Annotated in this window: 22 protein-coding genes and 1 pseudogene; 11 read left to right on the top strand and 12 right to left on the bottom strand. The window is 69.0% G+C overall.

Annotated features, from left to right (window positions below; all coding sequences use genetic code 11):
• Window positions 1-559: 559 nt before the first annotated feature.
• Window positions 560-1,261, top strand: coding sequence for a ScbR family autoregulator-binding transcription factor (locus tag ACZ6CV_RS35460; protein ID WP_469255790.1), 702 nt, complete (start codon window positions 560-562; stop codon window positions 1,259-1,261).
• Window positions 1,262-2,232: 971 nt separating this feature from the next.
• Window positions 2,233-3,003 carry an SDR family NAD(P)-dependent oxidoreductase gene (locus tag ACZ6CV_RS35455; protein WP_469255788.1) on the top strand — a complete coding sequence of 257 codons (771 nt, stop codon included), beginning with the start codon at window positions 2,233-2,235 and terminating at the stop codon, window positions 3,001-3,003.
• Window positions 3,004-3,043: 40 nt separating this feature from the next.
• Here the strand turns inward: ACZ6CV_RS35455 and ACZ6CV_RS35450 are convergent, their stop codons facing one another.
• Together ACZ6CV_RS35450 and ACZ6CV_RS35445 are read right to left on the bottom strand one after the other, a co-directional pair.
• A complete protein-coding gene (locus ACZ6CV_RS35450; RefSeq protein ID WP_469255786.1) occupies window positions 3,044-3,706 on the bottom strand; it encodes a ScbR family autoregulator-binding transcription factor in 663 nt (220 codons plus the stop codon).
• A 331-nt stretch (window positions 3,707-4,037) separates the two neighbouring features.
• On the bottom strand, window positions 4,038-4,694 hold the full coding sequence (locus ACZ6CV_RS35445; protein WP_469255785.1) for an HAD family hydrolase: 657 nt from the start codon (window positions 4,692-4,694) through the stop codon (window positions 4,038-4,040).
• Between the two features lie 558 nt (window positions 4,695-5,252).
• Here ACZ6CV_RS35445 and ACZ6CV_RS35440 point away from each other — a divergent pair.
• The 3 genes from ACZ6CV_RS35440 (at window position 5,253) to ACZ6CV_RS35430 (ending at window position 7,914) form a co-directional block, all read left to right on the top strand.
• A complete protein-coding gene (locus ACZ6CV_RS35440; RefSeq protein ID WP_469255784.1) occupies window positions 5,253-6,380 on the top strand; it encodes a ScbA/BarX family gamma-butyrolactone biosynthesis protein in 1,128 nt (375 codons plus the stop codon).
• Between the two features lie 101 nt (window positions 6,381-6,481).
• Window positions 6,482-7,183, top strand: a complete 702-nt coding sequence (locus ACZ6CV_RS35435) for an alpha/beta fold hydrolase (RefSeq protein WP_469255783.1) — start codon at window positions 6,482-6,484, stop codon at window positions 7,181-7,183.
• A gap of 335 nt (window positions 7,184-7,518) precedes the next feature.
• Window positions 7,519-7,914: a DUF5958 family protein gene (locus tag ACZ6CV_RS35430; protein ID WP_469255782.1), complete on the top strand. Its 396-nt coding sequence runs from the start codon at window positions 7,519-7,521 to the stop codon at window positions 7,912-7,914.
• A 68-nt stretch (window positions 7,915-7,982) separates the two neighbouring features.
• Here the strand turns inward: ACZ6CV_RS35430 and ACZ6CV_RS35425 are convergent, their stop codons facing one another.
• Window positions 7,983-9,392, bottom strand: coding sequence for an AMP-binding protein (locus tag ACZ6CV_RS35425; RefSeq protein ID WP_469255780.1), 1,410 nt, complete (start codon window positions 9,390-9,392; stop codon window positions 7,983-7,985).
• 261 nt (window positions 9,393-9,653) lie between these two features.
• Between ACZ6CV_RS35425 and ACZ6CV_RS35420 the strand changes: the two genes are divergently transcribed.
• Complete coding sequence (locus ACZ6CV_RS35420; protein WP_469255778.1) at window positions 9,654-10,796, top strand: protein kinase family protein; 1,143 nt, start codon at window positions 9,654-9,656, stop codon at window positions 10,794-10,796.
• A 14-nt stretch (window positions 10,797-10,810) separates the two neighbouring features.
• Window positions 10,811-11,281, top strand: a complete 471-nt coding sequence (locus ACZ6CV_RS35415; protein ID WP_358713203.1) for a DIP1984 family protein — start codon at window positions 10,811-10,813, stop codon at window positions 11,279-11,281.
• Between the two features lie 314 nt (window positions 11,282-11,595).
• On the opposite strand, the gene ACZ6CV_RS35410 is transcribed toward ACZ6CV_RS35415, so the two are convergent.
• On the bottom strand, window positions 11,596-12,102 hold the full coding sequence (locus ACZ6CV_RS35410) for a MarR family winged helix-turn-helix transcriptional regulator (protein ID WP_469255834.1): 507 nt from the start codon (window positions 12,100-12,102) through the stop codon (window positions 11,596-11,598).
• Between the two features lie 410 nt (window positions 12,103-12,512).
• On the opposite strand from ACZ6CV_RS35410, the gene ACZ6CV_RS35405 reads away from it, so the two are divergent.
• Together ACZ6CV_RS35405 and ACZ6CV_RS35400 are read left to right on the top strand one after the other, a co-directional pair.
• Complete coding sequence (locus ACZ6CV_RS35405; RefSeq protein WP_469255777.1) at window positions 12,513-13,241, top strand: SDR family NAD(P)-dependent oxidoreductase; 729 nt, start codon at window positions 12,513-12,515, stop codon at window positions 13,239-13,241.
• A 342-nt stretch (window positions 13,242-13,583) separates the two neighbouring features.
• Window positions 13,584-14,099, top strand: a complete 516-nt coding sequence (locus tag ACZ6CV_RS35400; RefSeq protein WP_355820430.1) for a lytic polysaccharide monooxygenase auxiliary activity family 9 protein — start codon at window positions 13,584-13,586, stop codon at window positions 14,097-14,099.
• A 121-nt stretch (window positions 14,100-14,220) separates the two neighbouring features.
• Here the strand turns inward: ACZ6CV_RS35400 and ACZ6CV_RS35395 are convergent, their stop codons facing one another.
• A complete protein-coding gene (locus tag ACZ6CV_RS35395; RefSeq protein WP_469255775.1) occupies window positions 14,221-14,646 on the bottom strand; it encodes a pyridoxamine 5'-phosphate oxidase family protein in 426 nt (141 codons plus the stop codon).
• 154 nt (window positions 14,647-14,800) lie between these two features.
• A complete protein-coding gene (locus ACZ6CV_RS35390) occupies window positions 14,801-15,709 on the bottom strand; it encodes an NAD(P)H-binding protein (protein ID WP_469255773.1) in 909 nt (302 codons plus the stop codon).
• 68 nt (window positions 15,710-15,777) lie between these two features.
• Here ACZ6CV_RS35390 and ACZ6CV_RS35385 point away from each other — a divergent pair, with 68 nt between their 5' ends.
• Entirely contained in the window at window positions 15,778-16,587 is an 810-nt protein-coding gene (locus tag ACZ6CV_RS35385; protein WP_469255771.1) for a LysR family transcriptional regulator, read from the top strand.
• A 38-nt stretch (window positions 16,588-16,625) separates the two neighbouring features.
• Here the strand turns inward: ACZ6CV_RS35385 and ACZ6CV_RS35380 are convergent, their stop codons facing one another.
• The 6 genes and pseudogenes from ACZ6CV_RS35380 to ACZ6CV_RS35355 form a co-directional block, all read right to left on the bottom strand.
• Window positions 16,626-16,985: a GNAT family N-acetyltransferase gene (locus tag ACZ6CV_RS35380; protein WP_469255769.1), complete on the bottom strand. Its 360-nt coding sequence runs from the start codon at window positions 16,983-16,985 to the stop codon at window positions 16,626-16,628.
• Entirely contained in the window at window positions 16,982-18,391 is a 1,410-nt protein-coding gene (locus tag ACZ6CV_RS35375) for an acyltransferase family protein (protein ID WP_469255767.1), read from the bottom strand. Before ACZ6CV_RS35375 ends, ACZ6CV_RS35380 begins: the two co-directional genes overlap by 4 nt.
• A gap of 433 nt (window positions 18,392-18,824) precedes the next feature.
• Entirely contained in the window at window positions 18,825-20,279 is a 1,455-nt protein-coding gene (argG, locus tag ACZ6CV_RS35370) for an argininosuccinate synthase (protein ID WP_469255765.1), read from the bottom strand.
• 167 nt (window positions 20,280-20,446) lie between these two features.
• Window positions 20,447-20,860: a hypothetical protein gene (locus tag ACZ6CV_RS35365; RefSeq protein ID WP_469255763.1), complete on the bottom strand. Its 414-nt coding sequence runs from the start codon at window positions 20,858-20,860 to the stop codon at window positions 20,447-20,449.
• A gap of 187 nt (window positions 20,861-21,047) precedes the next feature.
• Window positions 21,048-21,641 carry a hypothetical protein gene (locus ACZ6CV_RS35360; protein WP_469255833.1) on the bottom strand — a complete coding sequence of 198 codons (594 nt, stop codon included), beginning with the start codon at window positions 21,639-21,641 and terminating at the stop codon, window positions 21,048-21,050.
• 187 nt (window positions 21,642-21,828) lie between these two features.
• Window positions 21,829-21,945 (bottom strand): annotated as a pseudogene (locus ACZ6CV_RS35355) (HAD domain-containing protein); the annotation flags it as partial.
• Window positions 21,946-22,051: 106 nt separating this feature from the next.
• Here ACZ6CV_RS35355 and ACZ6CV_RS35350 point away from each other — a divergent pair.
• Window positions 22,052-24,082, top strand: coding sequence for a hypothetical protein (locus ACZ6CV_RS35350; RefSeq protein WP_469255761.1), 2,031 nt, complete (start codon window positions 22,052-22,054; stop codon window positions 24,080-24,082).
• The last annotated feature ends 61 nt before the right edge of the window (window positions 24,083-24,143 follow it).

Raw genomic sequence — 24,143 nt, 5'->3', positions numbered from 1 at the left:
CGCAACCGCGGCGAGCTCCTCCTCAGAGGCTCGACCACGCACCACCTTGAACAGTGCGACCTCACCGGCGTCCACAGGTCCCCCTCCCCGCAATACGCCCACAATCGACCGCCCGCCTCAAAGCGCACTCGGATACCGCTGGAACACCCCCCTGCTCCAGCCCTCCCCCGCACCCCTCCGTTTCAGCCAGCCACCACCCAGCACTCCGGATGAGCAGCCACTGGCCGCCGACCGACCGCTCCAACTCACCAAAACATACCGCCGGTTCGGTTTTCGGCCACCCCACCTCAGTTGCCTGTCCGATCACTTCTCACCGCTCACCCAGACGCGACCCGAGAGGACTGAACACCGACCCTTCAAGCCAAATTTCCGCCCCGGCCCACCCCTCCCACCCCCGAGCAACTACCAAGGTGACCGTGACCGCGCCGCCCGCCCACGGCAAGCGGAAGACGACACACCCGCCCCACTAGGGCAGGCCCAACCTGTATAACCCTAGATACGAAACCGCCATGCTGGTTTTATATGGTGACCAAAATCCACCCTCGACAGGAGTCACCCCGTGAGCAAGCAGGAACGGGCCACCCGTACCCGCAACGCCCTGATTCTTTCTGCCGCAAGGCTCTTCGAACGGCACGGCTACACCAGAACCAGCCTTGACGACATCAGCAACGGCGCCGGCGTCAGTCGCGGCGCCCTCCACTTCCACTTCGAGAACAAGGCCGCCATCGCCAACGCCGTGGAGCAGTCCGCCACCCAGGCCCTCCACCAGACCGCAAACGACATCCGCCACCACTCGAACTCCCTCCAAACCCTCATTGACCTCACCCACCACCTCAACCACCTGCTGCACCACAACACAACCGTTCGAGCTGGATTCCGGCTCAACACCGACACCACCCCTCACACCACCCACAACCTCCGCCAGCAATGGCACACCTGTATCCATCAGCTCATCACTCGCGCTGCCACCCAAAACGCTCTCAACAGCAACATCCACCCCGATCACCTCACCACCACCATCGTGGCCACCACCACCGGCCTCGAAGTCCTCAGCCGCACCAACCAGCAATGGCTCACCCCCGCCCCCCTCACCACCTTCTGGGAACTCCTCCTCCCGACCATCACCGCCCCCACAGCCCACAGCGCGTGCAACCCGCACGGCACCGATGATCCGCACATCGAGGGCGGCATCGGCCATCACGAAGGTGGGGCTGAGAAGAACGACGGCGGAGCAGGACGCATCGCGCCTGACATCGCGTGACACGGAGGGGTTCAGCTTTCATTACCACCACTCGGCAGCCCAATCGGCGCACCGCACCCGGCACCGAATTTGGCAACCGTCCCGAATCACCCGCATCGGCGGGCTCTGGGTGCGCACAGCATGGCCGGCGCATGGGGAGGCCCCGGCCCAGGAATCAGCCCAGGAAGCAGCCAAGGGCGATGGTCCCTGCTTCAGAGTCTGCCTGGCCAACAGCCTTTCGCTGGTCTCCAACGAGGTAGGCACCAACCTGCCGCACACCGCTCACATCAGAGGCCTTCGGGATCCTTTTGCGGCCTAGGACACAATCCTTGACGCAAGAGCATGGAACGGCCTTCGCCCCCTCGGGGGCTGCTGACAACTGCTGCCAGCAAAGGCACCCCAACCCAGCGGGACATCGACGCACCGCCCCGGCAGCCCGGATGCGCGAACTTGGCGTCGCCTGCCGGTACGACGCACGCCGGTACGACGCACGCCCGCGGTCGACGAGACCGCCTACCCCTCCGGCACTCCCGCCGAGCAGCGAAGCCGATCAGTACGTCACCTGGGGAGCGCAAGGGTAGGGCCTGCAAGGCCAGTTGCAGGCCCGGGTGGATTCACGAATTCCCCGTCGGTATACGTGCCGAGCCGGTCCGTCGCGCCGCCTAGCTCTCCAAGGCGACCTGGACGGCACTGGCCGACGTCGGCAAACCCGCCCCGGGCCCGACGAGAAGGCGTACGCCTCGGTCGGGCAGAGCGACATCAATCCCGACGGCGTCCCGCTCTCCCCCCAGCGACCTCTCACGCATCCGCGCCCCCGCACCACCCCGTCTCCAGATTCGCAGCACCATCCAGGCTCGACCCGGGAGAACAACAAGCGGGAATCCGACGCCTGTTATCGAACGGGCACGCTAAGCTACTGCCGTGATCCGCACGCCATGAGCGGGGTGTCACGTTGCGGCACCTGCCGCCAAAACACGGGAGGAGCACGCAGGTTGACGCACGCTCAGGGATCACTCGGGGGCAAAGTCGCCCTCATCACCGGGGCCAGCAGCGGGATCGGCGCGGCGGCGGTCCGGGTGTTCACGCGTGAGGGCGCCCACGTGATGCTGGTCTCCCGGCGCGAGGACCGATTGGCCCTCCTGGTCAAAGAGTTGCGCGCCGAAGGTGCCCAGGCCTCTTACTGCATCGCCGACGTCCAAGTCGCCGCAGACATGCGCCGGGCTGTCGCCCACGCCGTGGAGACCCACGGCCGCCTGGACGTGGCGTTCAACAACGCGGGTACCGCCGTGGAGAAGACCCCCTTGCACCTGATGGACGACACCGTCTACGACCTGATCATGGACACCAACGTGCGCGGGGTCTGGAACTGCTTGCGCCCCGAAATCGGCGCGATGATCGAGAACGGTGGAGGAGCGATCGTGAACACCAGCAGCGTGGCCGGCCTGGTCGCCACCTCAGTGGCCGCCCCCTACATCGCCGCCAAGCACGCCGTGGTCGGCCTCACCAAGGTCGCCGCGGTCGAGTACGCCTCCAGCAACATTCGAGTCAACGCCATCGCCCCGAACCTGGCCCGCTCCGAAATGGTCGAGGACTGGTTCAGCCGCTTCCCTGCCCAGGAAGCCAGGAGCAAAGCCTCTTCACCGCAGAACCGGATGGCGGAACCCGACGAGATCGCCGAAGCGGCCGCCTGGCTGTGCAGCGATCGCGCCTCCTTCGTCACCGGCGCCACTCTGCCCGTCGACGGCGGGGCCACCACCTGGTGAGTCAAGAGAGGCGGCCCCGACGCCGCGCGGGCGGAGCGCTTCAGGAGACGCTATCGGCCAGTACAGGGCGCGGAACGGCCACCGTCTGTGCGAACAGGCGTGCCCCCCGGTCCGGCGTCAGATCCAGACGGGCCAGTACCGCGGGCACCACGATGGCCGGTATCACATGGTCATAGAGCGTCGCGATGCGCCGTTCGACATCGCTCAGCCCACACTCCAGTTGCGAGAACAGCTGAACCCCATGGAAGGCACCGACGAGAAGTTCCGCTGTCTGTCGCGGCACCACATGCGAGAGAATCTCCCCCCGATCCTTGGCCTCGGTCAGCATCCCGACGGACAGGTCGACCCACGCCGGCCACGCACTGCCGTACTGTTCCCTGCCCAGCGGGTCGGATGAGAGCACGGCGCCGGCTCGAACCACCGGATCCCTCGGCAGCCGGTGCGCAAGCAGAAGCCCCACATCGATCCATTCCTGGACCTTGAGGTCCTGCGACGGTCCCGTATAGGCGGTCTGCGCGTCCAACACTCCCCGCGCCAAAGCCTCCTTGGAGTCGAAGTGGAAGTACAACGCCCCCTTGGTGACCCCGGCGATCTTGAGGATGTCCGACACCGTGGCCGCCGCGTACCCATGCTCGCCGAACACGATCGCGGCTGCCTCCAACACCGCGCGGCGCGTTCGAACCGCACGCTCCTGCTGCGCCACGTGGCCTCCCCTGCACTCCGCGCCGTATCGGGTATGCAGCGGACCCGAAAACAATCGTTGTGCGCGTACCTTACCCATAACTTCCCCGAACGACCCCGCCAAGGATCTTGAGCGCCCTTCTGCCCGTCACCTGCCCACCTGACGACCTCCCCCTGCTCTCGGATCCGTTGCACTCCGTGCCGCTGAGGCCACCGGGCGCATCCAGCAGGCAGCTGCCGTCAGGCAACGCCAAGGATGTGGCGTACGTGCACGAGTGATCGCTATCCGCTGCGGCCATCTAGCGGCAACGTGTAGGCGGAGGGCGGGAGTTATCTTCCCCAGCGCCAACCCGTTAGCGCCAAGACTCTCCGGCAGCCGCCTCCGCATCCACCCTGCGCAGCAGCTCCTCATCGATCTCTTTGAGCGCACCGACCACGTGCCGAACCCCCGCCCGCTCCATCGACCGCCGCTGGAAACCCGTCTCCTCACCACTGGGATGGCCGATGAATGGCGTCCCAAGTTCCCGCGCAGCCTCCGCCACCCGCGCCACGTCATCAATGAACAGCACTTGATCCAAACGGAGTGCGAATATCTCCGCAATCTCCCGGATACCCGGACGGAAATCGTTCGTACAGACATAAACAGGTTCGTCGAAATAGTCTGCCATGCGCCCCAGGTAGCGGTCGAAATGCGATCTCTCCAGACCCCCATAGCAGACAGCTCGCACCTTCAGCGACCGCAGCCTCCGCAACAAACCATCCGCGCCGTCCAGGATCCTGATCGGATGTTCGCGAACATAGCGTTCCCGCTCCTGGAAATACGCTTCCAACAGTTCTCGCGCACTCCCACCCAGAACTTCCGCGGCCACTTGCGCCGCCTCCATCTGCGGCTGCGACAACAATGCCTTTTCCAATTCCTCCCCGTACACACCGCCTCGTGATTCCACCAGGCGCTTGATCACCGGACCGAAACTGTCGTTCAGCAGAACGCCATCGATATTGACCGCCACCAGGCTTAGGTGCGCCAGCCCCTGCCCGCGATCGCCCCCCGCACCCGCCCTCGCTACCACCGACACCGATCACCTGCCCGGCTCCACAATGCACACGCCAATCCTCACCGACCACGACAACTCCCCTGTCTCCGGCGGCGCCAACCCAGCACCCCACCAGCAGCCCCGGCTCCACTCAGGAGCACAGCATGAAACGCCTCCCCGTTTACGAGGTTCACGGTTTCGGAGATCGCCGTTAACCCATCCCCGCAGCCGACTCTCCGTAGAGAATCACAGACACCGGTGACACAGGCATCTGCAAGCGCCGAAGCCAGGGCCGGTACCGTCGCGAGACCGATGAAACCGACCGCTCGGTTTCATATTAAACGGACGGCACAGATCCCCTTATGCTGAATCCCCCACCAAAAGGGAGCTACCCAGCGTGACAGAATCCCGATACTCGTAACTGCCGCCATTCCCCCACGTCGTCACATGTAATCCCCACCGACTCTTGTCTCAAAAACCGGTGGGTATGTATGTTATGGCTTCAGTTTCATTCACCTCCAGGGGGAGAGGTTCATGAGCGGTCTTGTCCTGACGCCACAGAACAGTTGCAACAGCGGGACCACACCCAGCGATCAGAATCCGCAGTGCCCGGAGGGCCTATTTGGTCCCTACGAGGCGCAGGACGAGCCCGGCGCCGTGACGGCGCACTCCGGCGCGACCGCCCCCGCGGCCGCGCCGGTGAAGCCCATGAACGCGGTGGCGACTCAGAAGACGCTGGCCATACCCGGCCCCCTCACCGCCCCCTGCACGCCGGCGCCGCCGCCCGCGCCCTCCAGCACCGTCGCTCGGCAGTACGTTCATCGCGCGGCACACGCCGAAGTCTTCCTCACAGGACACCGAAAGACCGGTGAGAACACCTACGTCCTCACCGGTCAGTGGCCCCGCACCCACTCCTTCTTCTCCACTCCGGACGGGCGCAGCCACGATCATCTCCAAGCGTGCGAAACGGTCCGCCAGTCCGGCATCTATCTCGCACACACGGAGCACCAGGTCCCGCTGGACCATCACTTCGTCATGCAGGACATGACGGTCACCACGCATCCCCAGCATCTCGGCATCGAGACCACCCCCACCGAGCTCAGCCTCAACGCCATCCTCACCCGCAGCACCCGTGGCGCGAACTTCGCCATCTACCTCACCATCACCAACGCGCACCAGCACATCGTCGCCACCGGCCGTGGACACTTCACCTGCGTCTCCCCCGCCGTCTACCGACGCATACGTGCCACTCCGATGGCCACCCTCAGCGCTCTCCGTCACACGCCCACCAACCAAAACCCCACCACCTTCGGTCGCTCCCACACCCACGACCTCGTGCTCGCCCCTACCTCCCGGCCCCGCACCTGGCTCCTCAACCCCGACCCCATGCATCCGATCCTGTTCGACCACGACACCGACCACATCCCCGGCATGGTCCTCATCGAGGCCGCCCGCCAAGCGACCCGCCCGCACCTCCCGCCGGACGCCACCACCACGCATACCCGCACCCAGTTCCACCGGTACGTCGAGCTCACTGACCCCTGCTACATCACCATCGCCCCTCAGCCCACCACCGCCCCACAAACCCGGACCCACACCATCACCGGGTACCAGAACGAACAGCCCACCTTCACCACGCACCACACTGCGACCACTGCCTAACGGGGGCGGCGGCATGTGCGCCGGACCGGGCATCACGCTCTAGGGCGTGTGGCGAAAGCATTTCGAGGGTGATCGTCGGGTCACGCCGCTACGGTGCGGCCATGGCGAACTTCGTACTCATTGCAGGCGCGCTACTCGGATCGTGGGCGTGGGACGACGTGGTGCCGCACCTACGTGCGGCCGGGCATGGCGTCCATCCGCTGACGCTGTCCGGTCTCGCTGAGAAGCGAGGCGTGCCAGCCGGGCAACAGACCCACGTCCAAGACATAGTTGATGAGGTCGAGCACCAAGATCTGTATGACGTCTTCCTGGTGGGTCACAGCTACTCGGGTATTCCGAGCGGTCAGGCCGCCGGGCGGATCGTTGACCGGCTAGCGCATGTGGTCTTCCTTGACTCCAGCATCCCGGTCGAGGGTCAACCCTTCGTCTCTGCCTGGCCCGACGGTGGGACGATGATGAGAGCATCGATCGCTGCGCATGGCGGCTGCTGGCCGGTCGCGCCCGCGGCTCACTTCGAGGGTCACGGCCTCACCGACGACCAGATCGCAAGGATCGTGGGCGGTTCGACGCCGCACCCGGGTGCCACGCTGACGGAACCCTCCGTGCTGGAAAGACCGCTCGGCGACCTCCCGTCGACTTACCTCAAGTGCACGCTCGGTGATCCCGAGCCGAGTGACGACGTAGCCAAGTTGCTGGCCGGCGGGCGCTGGCGGCTCATCGAGATGGCCACCGGCCACTGGCCGATGTTCTCCCAGCCACGCGAACTGGCGCAGATTCTTCTCGGCATAGCGGCCGGGGTATGACGGCAGTTCGATAGTTGGGGGCTCCTGGCCAGGTCGTGTCAACTGCGCTGGTCACCGCCACTCGTTGAAGGCTGCTACGAGGGCAGTCGCCTTATCGCCTCATAGCGGACCGCGAGTTTGTCGTTACCGCGAGCCCACGGCCCGCTACCTCTTGAGGACATTGATGCCGCACTCAACCGCGATGGTGCAGCGGAGCCCCCGCCGGCGTAGCTCGGCGCGGTCCTGGGCCGTAGGCATACGCCTTGTCCGCGCGACCCGGCTGGGGCGTCCGGGATGGGAGCCGTGGTTCGATGGTCATGCAGGTGGTCGGGGCGTCGGGTTGTGGAGGGGGCGGGTTGGACGAGCGCGTGGTGGTTCTGAACGAGTTGGCGCAGGGCATTCGTCCGCTTGATCAGGGCGTCGAATGGTTCAAGAACCTGGACGACACCGAGCAGTTCGAAGTCCAGCGTGACTTGGCGGGCTTCTGCATCCAGGCCCGTGCCCTCATCGAGGACGGGCCCGAGGCCATCCGCAGGGCCGGGATTCGGACCACCCACACCCCGGCCGTGTTGATCACCCGTGGGCACCTGGCCGAACAGCTGACAAAGATCATCAGTTTGCCGCGGGACGAGCGTGTCAAGGCGTTCCGGCTACTGGTCGCCCTGCTCGGCGTCGCCGACGAGCGGCGGCGGGCTCGGTTCTGTGGCCATGGGTGCCGCCACGCCTGGCACCAGCTGGGCGGACACCGGTGATGTCCGTGGCGACGTCCGCGCCTTCGTCCTTGACCGCCTCCACACCTTCGACGACGAGTGGTCGGTGATCAGGTCTGGGCGGGGCGGGCTCGTGTCTCCAAGTCGCCCATGACGACCACCCCGCCCTCCAGGGTGCTCATTGCCCGGACGCCCGTGCGGAAGTAGCCGTCGGAGGTGATGGCGCGTGTGTTGTGGTCGGGTGCTCGGTAGTAGCCCCTGATCGTGTACGGGCCGCGGGTGAGGAGTTCGCCGGGCTCGCCCGGGGCCGTCTCCTTGCCGTTCGCGTCGACTATGCGGATCTCGTCGTCGGGTGAGAGTGGACGGCTCTGCGTGGTGGTGCGGGTGGGCTTCTCCGGCTCGTCGAGCGGGTCGTCGACCCGGGTGAGGGTGAGCAGCCCCTCGGCCATGCCGAAGAGCCGTTGGACGTCGCAACCCAGTTCGCGTGTAATACCCTCCGCAGTCGCCGTCGCCGTCCCCGTCGCGTATTGCATTGGCCCGCCTACGAGTTGGGCCAGGCGCAGGCTGTTTACCTCGGCTTCAGCCTTGGGGAGTACGTCTAGCCAGCGCTGGGCTTCCGTCGGTTCCAGTGCCGTGATCGTGACCCGCTCTCGGTCTATGGCCGTCAGGCAGCTCTCGGGTTCCGGGTCCTCGACCAGGACTACGGTGCCGCCGACGGTGAACGTGCCGATGATTCCGGGGCAGCCGAAGGCGAAGTTGGACTCGGCGGGCATGGCGGCGAGGTACACGTCGTCCTCGGAGAGCGACAGCAACTCGGCGGCCGCACGGGCCTGGTAGGCGTAGTCGTTGTGAGTGCGCGGGACGAGCCTAGGGTTCTCGGCGCCGGTGCTGTCGCCGGAGAGCAGAAAGAATGCCACGCCGTCCGCGCCCCGTACTTGCGGCCGTTCGGGCGGCGCGTCCACGGAGGCCAGGGGGAAGTAGTGACAACCCGTCGGGTCGATCGTGAGGCCACCGTACGGAGAGGATGTGCCTGGGGCTTCGTACGTGAACACCCGCCGCAGGAACACCCCTTGGGCCGCGACGCCAGCGACCATCACGGAGTGGTCGAAGCCCTGATAGGTCGACGGGCCGACGTATCCGGCCGCCTCCGTGATGCGTACGAGGTACGAGACCTCGGCACCCCGGTATGGCATCGGGCAGAACACGGGGATCGCGCCTACCCGCATCAGCGCGAACACGGTGATGACGAACTCGGGAACGTTCGGCATCTGGACGACGACCCGTTGCCCCGGTCGGAGGCCACGCAGTCGGAAGCCGGCGGCCATACGGTCGACGCGCCGGTTCAGCTGCGCGTACGTGAGACGGGTGTCGTCCTGGACCAGCGCGGTCCGTGCCCCGTACTGCAGGGCCCAGCCGCGCAGCAGGTTGTCGAGCGTGTTGCCGCGCCAGTGGCCGGCCTTCCAGTAACGGTCGACGAACTCCTCTGGCCAGGGCGTGCAGCCCGCGAGCACGGATGTCATGCGGTTCCTTCTGTACCAGGCGTTCCGGGTGGGGTGGGGTGGGCCTACCGGTGTACCGGGCGTACTGGCCACGCCCAGTGCTCCGACTTTTCAATCCAGTCATTCCAGTCGGCCCACGTGATCACGCGCAATGCGCTATGCGAACCACGGGTGACGACGTCCCTCGGCGGAACATCCAAGGTGCCCCGCTCCCCCGGCACCCCCAGACCTCACGCACACCGCACACTCGCTGTAGTCGATGAAGGGAAAGCGGCACGGCCGATGCACCCCAACCCCAGCACCCATCCCCATCCCCGCTCCCGCTCCCGCTCCCGCCCCGCTACCTACCGTCGCGTCTCAACCGACCTCGCCCTGCGCAGTGATCGTGAGCTGCAGCGCCTCCTGGCCACGGCCTCGCCGCTCGGATCCGGCATCGGCGGGAGCTCCGCGGTTCTCCAAGTCGCCGGCCTGCCGGTCTTCGTGAAACGCGTGCCCCTCACCGAAGTGGAGCTGCAACCGGATCACCACCGCTCCACGGCGAACACCTTCGGGCTGCCCCTCTTCTGCCAATACGGCATCGGTGGGCCGGGCTTCGGTGCGTGGCGCGAAGTGGCCGCGCACACCATGACGACGAACTGGGTGCTCTCGGGCGGTCATCAGGGGTTCCCGCTCATGTATCACTGGCGGGTACTCCCGAACGCGGCACCGGTCACCCTGCCGTCGGAACTCGCCGACATCGAGCGGGCCGTGGCCTATTGGGGCGGGGGCGGCGGCGTACGACGCCGGATATCCGGCCTTGAAGAATCCTCGTCGAGTGTTGTGCTGTTTCTCGAGTACATCCCGCAAACCCTGCACGCTTGGCTTGCCGAGCAGGTGCGGATGGGCCCCGACGCGGTCGTCCGGGCCTGCACCTTCATCGAGGAGGAACTGGTGGCCGGGACCTCCTTCATGAACGACCGCGGGCTTCTCCATTTCGACGCCCACTTCCAGAACATCCTGACCGACGGGCAGCGGCTCTACTTCGCCGACTTCGGGCTGGCGCTTTCCTCGCGGTTCGATCTGTCGCCCGCGGAACGTGACTTCTTCGATGCGCACAGAACGTACGATCGCGCGTACACCCTCAGCTATCTCGTCAACTCGCTCATCAGCTGCCTCTACGGCTACGAGCGAGCGGAACGGGAGGCGCTGATACGTGCGTGCGCCGAAGGTCGGCCTCCACCCGTCGATCCGCCGGAAACTGCCGCTCTCCTCACCCGTCTTGCGCCGCTCACGGCGGTCGTGACCGACTTCCTCGGCCGGTTGCAGCAAGAGAGCCGGGGCGTTCCGTACCCTAAAGAGGACGTTCGACGGATTCTGGTTGAAAAAACCCGTGCGCACGCACCATCCCCGTGTTCGTATACTCATGCGATCTTGCGAACTCAGTGAACGGGGGGAAGACAGTGAAACTTGCTGAGGCACTGGCCGAGCGTGCGGAAGCGACGCGTCGTGTGGAGCAGTTGCGCTCGCGCGTCGTCAGCAGCGCGCGGTACCAGGAGGGCGAGACGCCCGCCGAGGACGCCGCGCAGCTGTTGTCCGACGCCGGCGAGGCGCTGGACACCCTCGAGTCGCTGATCCGGCGGATCAACCGGACCAATGCGACGGTCGACCTGGGCGAGGACGGCACGCTCACCGACGCGCTCGCGCGCCGGGACGTCCTGCGGCTGCGCCACTCGGTGGTCACCGCGGCCGCGGACGCCGCGGCGGGAACCGGCGATCGCGGGTACGGCCGACAGCTGCGGTCCGAGCTGATGATGCTGTCCGCTCTCCCCGTGGCCGAACTGCGCGGGCAGGCGGATGCGCTCGCGCGGGACATCCGGGAGATCGACGTACGCATCCAGCGCGCGAACTGGGAGGCCGACCTGCTGGACTGAACCGTCCGGCGGAACGCGGGCGTTCCAGCCGAAGGCGATGGGGAGCAGGTAGCTGTTCCGGAGGCGTGCACACACCGAGAGCCGCGGTTTTCGGCTCACTCCTGGCGCGTGGAGAGCAACGCAGGGGTTCGATTCCCCGTCAACAACGCAGCTCCGCACCGCGTACAGGTGACAGTGCACATTGCACAGCACATCACCACGTGCAGATCCGGGCAGTGAGGGCGGGCTCGGGGTTTCCCCATCGCAGGCAGTCGCCATCCACCGCACTCCTTCGCCAGCATCCGCCAGCAATCACACGCGGCGATCCGAGGTCCTCACTCCTCGCCCACCTGAGTGATCCGCTCGTCCCCGAGACTCCGTTGGACGTCGGTGAGCAGGATGCTCAACAGCTCGGCCAGCTGGGCCTGTTGCTCCGCGGTGAGGCCGCCGATCAAGTCGGCCTCCCTGCCGAGCACTTGGTCGACGGTGGCCTCCACTAGGGCGTGACCGGCATCGGTCAAGGTGACGTCGACGGTACGCGGGCGGCCCTCGCCAGGGCGTCGGGTGACGAGGCCCTCACGTTCGGCGCGGGCCACCCGTTGGGACACCGCCCCTGCCGTGACCATGGAGAGGTGGCCCAGTTCGCGGGTGGTCAGGGTGTAGGGGGCTCCGCTGCGGCGCAGGACGCTGAGCAGGTCGAGTGTCGCGGTGTCCACCCCCGCTCGGGCGAGCACCCGGCGCCGGTCGTCACCGAAGAGTTTCGCCAGCTGCCAGATGGGCGTGACGATGCCGATCGAGGTGGCGGGGGTGCCGGGGCGCTCCCGCTCCCAGGCGTCGGCGATGTCCCGTGCGGTGTACGCGGAGGTGGCGTCGCCGGGAGGCGGACCACCGTTGTCCCGGCCTCGACGAGGCACGGAAGCCCGTGCCTCGTCGTCGAGCCCTCCGCGAGCTACGGAGGCCCGTGCGGCGTCATCGTCGAGCCCTCCGCGAGCTACGGGACCTCGTGCGCCGCTCGCTCCTGCCTCGAAACCGCCTCCTCCCCCGGCACGCCCGGCCACTCCCTCACCTAGCCCTTCCGTCGGCCCGGATCCCATCAACCCCACATCCTCACCTCTCGTGTCGGGACATCCCCGCGCATCCCTCTTGCATCCCCCATCTGACGTTCATCTGGCGCTCCTTACCCTCGCGACCCTCACCACAGTGATACGTTTAGCTCTAAATTTAGGCCTCAATGGAGTACGGAGTTCAGCTTATGGCACGCACCATCCTGATCACCGGCGGCGGGACCGGCATCGGCCGCGCGACCGCCCGGCACTTCGCCGAGCGCGGCGACACCGTGTTCGTCACCGGCCGTCGACCCGAACCGCTCGACCGGCTGGCCAAGGAGGCCGCGGAGGTCGACGGCGACATACGCGGGCTGGTGTGCGACCACACCAAGCCGGAGGCGCTCACCGCCCTCCTCGCCCGACTGCCGGAGCGGATCGACGTCCTCGTCAACAACGCCGGCGGGAACACCGACTTCGACACCGCGTCACAGCCGGACCTCGAGCTCGGCGAGGAGGCCGACCTCATCGCCTACGCACAGGCCTTCCGTGCCAATCTGGACGCGAATCTCGTCAGCGCCGCCTTGACCACCAGGGCACTGGACCCCCGGCTCGCACACGGCGGGGCGGTCATCCACATCGGGTCGATCGCCGCGAACCGCGGCTCCGGGTCGTACGGCAGCTACGGCGCCTCCAAGGCCGGCCTCTCCACCTGGAATCTGGACCTCGCGAACACCCTCGGGCCGCGCGACATCACCGCCAACGTGGTCGCGCCCGGCTTCATCGCCGACACCGAGTTCTTCCGGGACCGGCTTCCGGCGGAGAGGCGCGAGCAGCTCGTGGCCTCGACCGCCACGGGCCGTGCTGGTGCGCCCTCGGACGTCGCGGAGACGATCGCCTTCCTCGCGTCACCCGGTGCACGTCACATCACCGGTTAGGTGCTGCACGTCAACGGCGGTGCGCACAAGACCCGTTGAGGCACTCGGCCTCCGCCCGAGGCGGCCGTTCGCTGCCCCGATGTCAGGGTTCTCCGCATGGCGCGAAACCGACCTTGACCGCGGCTCGCCAAAGTCTATGGTCCGGACTAATCAGCAGTCGCGCCCACGTGGCCACACCATTCGGCGCGGCCACCCCCGACACGTCCTCCCCGTTCCCCCCTCACCCGCACCCGCGTCCCCAACCGTCCCCTATCCCCCACTACCGCCCCCACCTCACCCCCACCCCCACAAGAGCACTTCGCGCTGCACACCCCCATGAAGCAATGCAGTGAAGGAGTACGCATGGACAAGAAGCGGAAGATAGCCGCCGCGATCGGCGCCGGCCTGGCGCCGGTCCTCGCCCTCACGCTGCCGACCGGTTCGGCCAGCGCGCACGGCTACGTGAACGCACCGGCGAGCCGGCAGGCGCAGTGTGCGGCCGGCACGGTGTCGTGCGGCGAGATCAAGTACGAGCCACAGAGCGTCGAGGGGCCCAAGGGTCTGCGCAGTTGCAGCGGCGGCAACGCCAGGTTCGCGGAACTCGACAACGACAACAAGGGCTGGCGGGTGAGTGACGTCAGCAGGACGCAGACCTTCACCTGGACGTTCACCGCCCGTCACCGCACCGCGAACTACGAGTACTTCGTCGACGGCACGAAGGTCGCCACCATCGACGGGGGCAACCAGCAACCGCCCGCGACCGTCACGCACCAGGTCAACCTCGGCAACGCCACCGGCCGACACAAGGTCCTCGCGGTGTGGAACATCGGCGACACGTCCAACGCGTTCTACGCGTGCATCGACGTCAACATCCGCTAACTGTAGGACTGTTGGCCGTACACCGACCGAGGCGCGCCCCCACTTCGGCCGCTCAGTGGGGGCGCGCCTCAGAGCTCGCCGTCTCCGTCTCCGTCCGTGCCCCGTCGGCCGGGTCGAGGCGTCAGACCGCCCCGAGGTCCGACGAGTACCAGCGCTCGGGCCGCAGGGTGAAGACGACCTCGTCGCCGTGCGCCTTCCAGGCACCTTCCACGTACGGCTCGACCTTGTCGGCCGGGAGGTAGCGCGCCGTCATCTCCCGCAACTGCTCGATGGTCGCCTCCTCGGTCCGGACCACCGGGCCCTCGACGGACACATAGCGGACGGTCGGCTCCAGGCGGTCGACCATCAGCGAGAAGCGTCCCGCCTCGGCGATCAGCTTCCCCTTCTTGGAGTCGCGGGCGGTCATGACCCACAGGTCGCCGCCCGGGGCGTACTGGTACCAGATCGGCAGCGTGAGCGGCGCCCGCCCCTCGCCCGCCGCAACGGCCAGCGCTCCGATGTGCGGCTCGGCCAGGAACTGCTCGCGCTCTTCGACGCTGAGGGGCATCGCGGGTCTCCTTCGATCGTGGGCGTCCCGTCATGATCCCCAACTCGCCCCGCTCCACGGGTATTCCACGTCCACGTGTCGTCGCGTACGCGGACCCGGATCAGCCCTGGCCCTACATCTGGCCCTGCATCTGGCCGTACACCTGGCTCTGAACTCAGCTCACACCCTCCGCGCCGATCGCCGGCTTCAGGACCTCCTCGCACCAGGTGCGGAAGCTCGTCGAACCCGCGGTCTGCGGGGTGCGTCGAACACCGCCGTCGAGGCCGTCGTCCTTGGCGCGCATCATCTCGACGTAGCCCTCGATGAACGCGTCGCCGGCGCCGTACGCGCCGAACGCCGCACGGCAGTCGTCGTACGACTGTCGCTCGTAGCGGACCGGGCGGCCGAGCACCTCGGACATGATGCGCGCCTGGTCGTTCGGGGACAGATCCTCGGGGCCGAGCACCGGGACCTCACCCACCCCCGTCCAGGAGCGGTCGAGCAGCAGGCCCGCGGCGGTCGCGGCGATATCACGGCAGGCCGCCATCGGCGCCCTGCGGTCGGCGGAGACGACGTCCGTGAACACGCCATGGTCGCGGATCGACGGCAGCTGGCGCAGCAGGTTGTCCATGAACGTCGGGTTGGCGAGGGCGCGATAGGCCACACCCGTGCCCGCGATGAGGTCGTCCATCTCCAGCGAGGCCGTCACCTGCCCGGCGCGGTCCGCGACGGGAGTGCCGCGGCCGAGAGCGGAGACGCCGACGACGTGCCCCACCTTGTGGTGCACGAACGCCTCCGCGGCGGCGCGGGTGAATCCCGAGTAGACGGCGTCCAGGCTCGGGGCGCGGGAGTCGGGCGGTACGAGCCAGAAGACCGCGTCCGCGCCGGTGAAGGCCCGGTCGACGACCTCCGCGTCGCCGTGGGAGCCGGTGATCACGTCGACGCGGGCGCGGGCCGACTCGGGGAGTTTCGCCGGGTCGCGCACGATGACGCGCAGGTCCTCCCCGCGGGGGAGGGCGTCGTTGAGCAGGATGTCCAGGAGCCGGCCGCCGATCTGGCCGGTGGGTGTCGTGATGACGATCATGTGTCGAGTCTCGGGGCCTGCCGTCCGTGGCGTCCAATACCCTTTCCGGAGATTGATACCCTGAGGGCATGGATCTGGATCTGCGCAAGCTCCGCTACTTCGCCGCGGTGGCCGAGCACCGGCACTTCGGCCGGGCGGCTGAGCAGCTCTACATCACGCAGCCGGTCCTCAGTCGCCAAGTCCGTTCGTTCGAGCAGGAGTTGGGGTGCGCGCTGTTCGTGCGTACGACCCGCAGCGTGGAGCTCACGGCGGCCGGCAAGCAGCTGCACGAGGAGGCGCAGGGGATCCTCGCGGCCGCCGCGGCGGCGGTACGCCGCGTGCACGACGTCGACCGTGGCGTGCAACGGCTGTCCGTCGCCTTCTCCCCCGGCCTGTACGTGGCGGACGCGATCCGAGCGTTCGCCGCACTCCACCCGACGGTGGAGACCGACGTCGTCCCGGCGCGCTGGTGGGAGCAGGACGCGCCGCTCCGCGACGGCCGGGCCCAGATCGGTTATCTGCGGCGTCCTTTCGACGAGGCCGGACTGCGTGTCGTACCCATCGGCCACGAGCCCCGGGTCGCCTGCATGCCGGCCGCGCACCCGTTGGCCCACCGTGACGAGCTCACCTCCGCCGACCTGACCGACGGGCCCATGCTGGACTCACCCACGCGGAAGACGGCGTCCCTCGAAGAGAAGTTTGAGCTCATCGCCTCCGGTCGCGGCATCGCCCTCGTACCGCTGAGCGTTGCCCGCTCCTACTCGCGCCCCGACCTCGTGCACGTGCCCGTCACGGACGCTCCCGGGGTCGAGACGTGTCTGGTCGTCCGCGCGGAGCGGCAGGAGAAGCTGCTGCGCGACTTCGAGGAGATCGCCGTCGCGACGCTGCGCGGCGCCTGACGGCACTCGGCCCGAGGCGGCGCCGACTGGTCCGTGGGTCAGGGCGCCATGTGCGGGCAGCGCATCCCGTCGGGTGGGAAGGCGATCTCCAACTCGTCCGCCATGGCGGTGAAGAAGCGCTTGCCCTCGGCGGACTGCCGTGACGTGGACCAGATGTAACCGGGGCACGGGGCGAGGGCCGTGTGCAGTGCGTGTCGGCCGAGGCCGAGCCCTTGCCAGTGGGCGGCGACCGCGATGTTGCCGATGTATCCGCGTCGACAGGGGTGGCAGACCTGGTATTCGAGGCAGCCCACCGGCCGTTCGCCGTGGGCCAGCATGGTGAAGGCCTGGCGGCCCGCGGGCGGTGTCTCGACGACGCGCTCGAAGTGGACGGCGGGCGGCCGGGCCGGGCGGCTCACTCGGCTCTTCCGCTCCGTCTGCCCTGTTCACGGCCCCTGGTGCGGCCTTTGGCGTGGCGCTTGGCGTGACCCGGGGTGCGGCTCTTGGCGCGGGCCGTTGTACGGCCTGTGGTGCGGCCCTTGGCGAGGTCGGCCGCGTCCTGCCGGAAGGCCCAGGTCATCTTCGGTTCCATGCTGAAGCGGAACATGCGCTGGACCGGCGGCGTGCACAGCAGCGTGATCACCGTCCCGGCGAGGAGCGTCACGGTGACCTCACCGAGCGGCCGGTGGATCCAGTCGGCGTCGTACCAGTCGCCGAAGCGGGATCCCTTGGCGAGGAAGCCGTGCAGGAGGTAGCCGTACAGCGTCCCGGCGCCGAGGGCCGTGAACCAGAGCGTGCGGCCCGGCACCCAGGCGAAGAAGCAGGCGACCAGCACCAGCGAGCAGCCGAACATCGCCAACGTCATCACGCCGCCCGCCCAGCCGGGCGCGGCCAGTTCCTGGGCGCTGTCACGGCGGTAGAACCACGCCGCGTTCATCCGCGGAGCGGCCCAGTAGGCGAAGACCAGCGCCGCCGCGACGACGGGCAGGGCCAGCAGGCGCGCCTCCCTGCGGCGCACCAGCTGGAAGTGAGCGGGCCGCAGGATCAGCCCGAGGACGAAGAAGGGCAGGAACTGCAGGACGCGCTGCAGGTCGAGGTCGTCGCCGATGTCCGGCGATACGGATGCCAGGACGGCGATGGCCAGAGCGATCGGCAGCGGCCACCGTACGGCCTGCCAGATCGGGGTGGTGAGTCGCCAGATGAACAGTGCGGCCAGGAACCAGGTCAGGTACCAGGGGTCGAGCAGGCTGATGGGGTAGTCCGGGTCGTCGCCCGCCCACCGCTTGAAGAACGTGTACGCGACCTCGAAGATCACGTAGGGCACGGCGACGCCGGTGACCAGGCGTTTGATCCGGTGCGGACTCGCGTCGAAGCTGCGGGAGAAGTAGCCGGAGATGACGATGAACGCCGGCATGTGGAAGGTGTAGACGGTGATGTAGAGGGCGGCGGCGGCCCGGCTGTCACCGCGCAGCGGCTCCCAGGCGTGGCCCATCGCGACGAGGACGATCGCGAGGTACTTGGCGTTGTCGAAGAAGGCGTCCCGGCGCTTCGGCTGCCGGTCTCCCCCGCTGCCCCTCGCGTCTCGCGCGCTGCCCCTCGCGTCTCGCGCGCTGCCCCTCGCGTCGCGCGCGCTGGTCCTCGAGTCCGCCGGCCTGCCCCTCGCGGCTCCCGCGTCACCCCTCGTACCGGGTACGCATGACCCGTCACCTGGCTGGGCGGTTCTCGTTCCCGAGGCGGGGCCCTGGCCGGTGACCGGGGTCGCGGTGGGCCGCTGAGGGGGGAGCGGCATCGCGTGACGGCCGGTCGGGCGTGACGTCTCCTTCAAGATGCCTCCCACAGTGAACCCGGGCCCGCGAGACCATGCCGTGCAAAGCGTCGTGCCGAAGATGCGGGTGGTGCGTCATCGCGGTGCGTTCCCGGCACCCTAGCCATACTTCTACACCCGCGTAAAACTCCGCCGGTCGCGTCCACCGACCCGGGCGAGACGGACCGCTCGGCACTCGATGCCAGGTCCGCGGGGTCGACAGGGCACCGCGCCAAGTCCCCGCACGCGGGGCCAAGTGCGCTCGTTCGGGTGGTGTCTGCTCACACCCGTTACCCCGTGCCGCGCGCTTCGCACCTCGCGCCTTGCGCCGTGTCCCCCACGCGCAAGGGCCGGTACGACGCCCAGATCCATGGCGTCGTACCGGCCCCTCCCCGCGGTGCGGGTGGCGATCAGCAGCTGCCCGGACTGTGCTCAGCCCGAGCTCGTACGCAGGTCAGTCCGTGCCGAACTCCATGGCGGCGCGGTCCAGCATCTCGTCCTCCGCGGAGACCTGACCGCGGGAGGCGATGGCCTCGGCACCGCCCTCGGGCATCTCCGGCATGCTGCCGATCAGACCGGTCGCGGCCGCCTGGGCGGCGCCGATCGACGGGTTGGCGGTGCCGATCAGGCCGAGGCCCGCGTACTGCTCCAGCTTGGCGCGCGAGTCGGCGATGTCCAGGTTGCGCATGGTGAGCTGGCCGATCCGGTCGACCGGGCCGAACGCCGAGTCCTCGGTGCGCTCCATGGACAGCTTGTCCGGGTGGTAGCTGAACGCCGGGCCTGTGGTGTCGAGGATCGAGTAGTCCTCGCCGCGCCGCAGCCGCAGGGTGACCTCGCCGGTGACGGCGGCGCCGACCCAGCGCTGCAGCGACTCCCGGACCATCAGGGCCTGCGGGTCCAGCCAGCGGCCCTCGTACATGAGGCGGCCAAGGCGCCGGCCCTCGTTGTGGTACTGGGCGAGGGTGTCCTCGTTGTGGATCGCGTTCACCAGGCGCTCGTACGCGGCGTGCAGGAGGGCCATGCCGGGCGCCTCGTAGATGCCGCGGCTCTTGGCCTCGATGATCCGGTTCTCGATCTGGTCGGACATGCCCATGCCGTGGCGGCCGCCGATGGCGTTGGCCTCCATCACCAGGTCGACGGCGGAGGCGAACTCCTTGCCATTGATCGTCACCGGCCGGCCCTGGTCGAAGCCGATCGTGACGTCCTCGGCGGCGATCTCGACCTCGGGGTCCCAGAACCGCACGCCCATGATCGGCTCGACCGTCTCGACACCCGTGTCCAGGTGCTCCAGCGTCTTCGCCTCGTGCGTGGCGCCCCAGATGTTGGCGTCGGTGGAGTACGCCTTCTCCGTGCTGTCCCGGTAGGGCAGCTCGTGGGCGAGCAGCCACTCCGACATTTCCTTGCGGCCGCCGAGCTCGGTCACGAAGTCCGCGTCCAGCCAGGGCTTGTAGATCCGCAGCTGCGGGTTGGCGAGCAGCCCGTACCGGTAGAACCGCTCGATGTCGTTGCCCTTGAAGGTGGACCCGTCGCCCCAGATCTGGACGTCGTCCTCGAGCATCGCCCGGACCAGGAGCGTGCCGGTGACGGCGCGGCCGAGCGGGGTGGTGTTGAAGTACGCGCGGCCGCCGGAGCGGATGTGGAACGCACCGCAGGTGAGCGCGGCCAGGCCCTCCTCGACGAGCGCCTCGCGGCAGTCGACCAGGCGCGCGATCTCGGCGCCGTAGGTCTTCGCTCGGCCGGGCACCGAGGCGATGTCGGGCTCGTCGTACTGACCGATGTCGGCGGTGTAGGTGCAGGGGACGGCACCCTTGTCGCGCATCCACGCGACCGCGACGGAGGTGTCGAGACCGCCCGAGAAGGCGATGCCGACACGTTCGCCGGCGGGAAGGGAGGTGAGGACCTTAGACATAGGAAGAGTATGCATCATCTCGCATGGTCATGCAAAGGTGCCGTGCGGAGGTGCCGTACGACGGGTCTACGAAGGGGTCGTACGGCGTACGAGAGTCGCGGGGGGCGGAGCAGGGTGAGGGCCCCGCCTCGACGGAAGTCAGGCCGGAAGCGCGGGCCCCAGGAGTATCAGGCCGCGCCGTCGAACGGGGTGAGGCGGCGGTACGCGGCCCGGGCGTACCAGACCCGGGCCGTCGCCGTGCCGATGAGCGCGGCGCCCAGCAGGCACGCCACCCAGCCCGGGTCCCGGTGCCCGGCCCAGGAGAGCTCGCCGGTGGGGTGGGCGGCGAAGACGTTCAGGAGCGCCCAGCACAGCACCGCGGTGCCGGGCGCCGCGACGAACCGGCCGAGGGTGCCGACCAGGCCGGCGAGCACGGACAGCGCGGCGAGGGCGAGCCCGGTGCGGTCGAGCGCGCCGAGCAGGTCGAAGGTGATGACCAGCACCAAGGAGCTCGAGCAGGCCGTCGTCCAGACGAACAGTGTGGCCATGGGTTCAGGAACGGCGCGGGCCCCCTTGGCGATGTCCCACCACTTCAGCACCATCGGTTCCTCCCCACCACCGGGTGCCGGAAGCGACCCCGGCGCCCGGCCTCACCCCGGCCGAATCCTCGTGCGACGAGACCGGCGCACCGGCGAGGAAGCTCGGGCGCGGTCTTGCCGGGCCCGATTCTCCCACCCCTTCAGAGGGATGCCGAGATCGGACCCGGCGTCGTCGCACCCGGCAGAACTCCTAGTAGAGCTTGTTGACGGCCGTGGCGGTGGTCTTCTTGAAGTCGGCGACCTGGGCGTCGGCGAAGCCGCCCATCTGCCCCCAGTGCACGAGCGTCACGGTGTTGCCGTCACGGCCGACCGAGAACATGTTGATGTCGGAGGCGCCCCACGTCGCGGCGGTGTGGACGCCGTAGACGTGGGCGCCCTCCTCGACGTCGACCTTGCCGTAGTACTTCTGCCTGGCGGTGATGTCCGGGTTCTCGGCCATCACCTTCTTCGCGCAGCCGTCCAGGTCCTTGCGCAGCAGGGCCGCGAAGTCCTTGGCGCGCTGCTCGTTGCGCTCGACGACGGTCACCTGAAGGGCGTTGGTGTCGAGGTCGGTGCGGTAGGCGCGGTGTACGGAGATCGACGGCAGCGCCTCGCCGACACACATCGGGAGCGGGTCGGGCTGGCCGGAGGTCACCGGGCCCGCGGTCCACTCCGACGACGCGTGCGGCGGCAGTTCGGAGGCGGCCAGGAACCGGGGCGTGCCTGCCGCGGTGGCGGGCACCGTGCCGACGGCGACACCTGCGGCCGCCAACGCGGCGCCCATCGCGAGCAGTCCCTTGCTCATACGCATGTTCATCTCCACTGTTTCCCCCAGCTCATTCGGTTCAGACTGCTAGTCGAAGGGCGGACGGTCCCGCGCTTCCTTCCTACGCCACATACGACCCGTGGCCCCGCGAACTCGTTGCCCTCGCCCACGTCACAGCTCTGTCTTCCGTGTCACCGAACGGCAACAGCGGCCGCCCGGGGCTGAGTCACGCGGCGCGGAGCCAGGCGTCCAGAGCGCGGAAGTCCGCGTCGCGGAGGCCGTGGCGCGGGTCGACCCGGTGCAGCAGTGCCCGCCCGGGGTGGTGCGCCGCCACCCAGGCCCTGCCACGGCTCCGGTTCCCGCCGCTCCTGCTGTGACCATCGCAGGATTCACTCGTTTGACGGAGGTCAGGACGGAACGTCGTCAGCCTTCGGAAGGCCTCTTGACCGATGAGCACATCGCAGCGGCGCCGGGCGAAGAGGACCGAGCCCGTGGCCCTCGACCAGGCCGAGGCCGTCATCCTCGACCGGTACACCCGGCTCGTACGTCTCGCGTATCTCACCCTGCCCACCGCTCTCAGCCGTCACCGCCGCGTCCTGGTCGCGCACGCCCTGGTGCAGCGCGCGCTGCCCGGCTTCCGCGCGCGGTACGCGCCGCCGAGGGTCCCGGTGCCGAGGGCGGGCGGGGCGCGGGAGGAGGGACGGGGCGGCGCACGCGGGCCCGGTGCCTCCTGGTCGGCCGGGGCCGACGCGGCCTGGGTGACGGGACGGGTGCTGTGCGCGGCGCTGGCGCACGAGCGGCGTCCGCGTGGATGGCCGGACCGCGTGCCGCCGCCCCGCACCCTGCGGCCGGCGCTGCCCGTCGTCTGGGGGCTGCGCCTGTTCCCCCGTGCCGGCGGCACCGAGGAGATCGCACTGGCGCGGCTCCTGTCGGAGGTGTCCGCGCCGGCCCGCGCGGCCTTCGTGCTGTGCCGCCTCGACGGGCTGCCCCGCGCGGAGGTCGCCGACCTGCTCGCCGCCGCGGGCGTGGCCGACCCGGCGAAGGCGCTGGATGCCGCGTCCCGGGTCGAGGCGACGGTGGGCGACGCGGCCGGCACGCTGCTGAAGTCACAGGAGTTCGACGCCTGTTCCGTCCAGACCCGGCCCACCGATCTGCTGCGCCGCAGACGCCGGTTCCGTCTCGTCGGGTGCGCCGCGGGCATCGCCGCCATCAGCTGTGTGGCGCTCGTGTCGCTCGGCTCCGCGCCCCGGGACGAGCCGTCCCGCCCCTCCGGCGAGCGCCCCGCGATCAACGCCGACGCCCTGCTCCGCACCTCCCCCGCCGCGTGGGCGGACACCTCGCGGGTGGACTTCAGCGCATGGCCGGCCCGCGGCTCCCGCGTGGACGACCGCGCCCTGCTCACGCGCGCTCTCTCCGCCTGGACCGACCCACCGCGCGGCACCCGTGTCGGCGCCGCGGCGGCCACGACCACCGAACCACCGCCCAGGGGAACGCAGTTGCTGTACGCCGCCGAGGTGGGCGGGGAGGCCGTCGTGGTGTTCTACGACGGTCGCCGCGTGGTCCGTTACGGGGAGCCGGACGACGCTTCGGCGCCCGCGTCCCTGGACTTCGCCCGCGCCGACGACTCCGACGTGACGACAGCCGCGGCGGTGGCCCTCAGCCGCAAGGACGGCAAGGTCCGCTATCTCACCGCCCCGTGGATCGCCGAGGCCGACACGCGCGACCTGCTCCGGCCCAACTCGCCGGGCCATCCGCTCGACATCTCCGACGGAGGGCTCACGGCAGCGGTCGCCACCCCGTCGGCCACGGGTTCCTGCACCGAACTCCCCGTACTTCAACTGCGCTCCTCCCGACGGATCGTGGAGAAGCACGCCTTCCTCGTCACTGACCTGGGTGGGCTCACCCCCGCGCACCTCAGCTACACATCGCTGCCCGGGCGCGGCGCCCCGGCCCGTCAACCCCGCGAGGCCACCAGCGGGGCGGCGCTGGCGAGTTGGGCGCGGGGCGCGTGCCGTCTCGCAGAGTTGCACGGGAGCGGTGTACGGGCCGTCAACCGGTGGGACTTCGCCGAGCAGGAGTTGCCCGAGAACGACGGCCGGGCCGTGTGGTCCTGTGTGCGCGCCTCGACCTGGCGCGGTCCCGGCAGCGTGCTGATCCAGTTCCGTACGTCCACCGAATCCCCGACGTCGCAGGCGAAGATCGTGGGGCGCGCCGGGCCGACGGCCGCCTGCAGCCGGTTCGGCCAGCATGTCGTGGCCAGTACTCGCTGGACGTCGGGATCGGGGCACCGATTCCTGCTCGTCGCGGGGAGCCGCGAGGTCACCCGGATCACCGTGACCGGTGACGTCGACGAGCGCAAGCGCGGCCGCTTCCTCGCGGCCCGTGCGCCGAGGGACGCCCGGGTGACGGTACGGGCGCGGCTGGCGGACGGCGAGGACCTCGCGGAGGTGGGGCGCCCTCGGGGCCCCCGTTCCGGCTGAGGGCGCCCCCGACGGTCGGGGCTGACGGAGGTGAAGTCTCCTGCGAAATCCGTGTGGCGAG

This window comes from Streptomyces sp. NPDC041713, from assembly GCF_055591085.1.
Note: the sequence above shows the minus strand (reverse complement) of the source record. Positions and strands in the feature narration are given on the sequence as shown.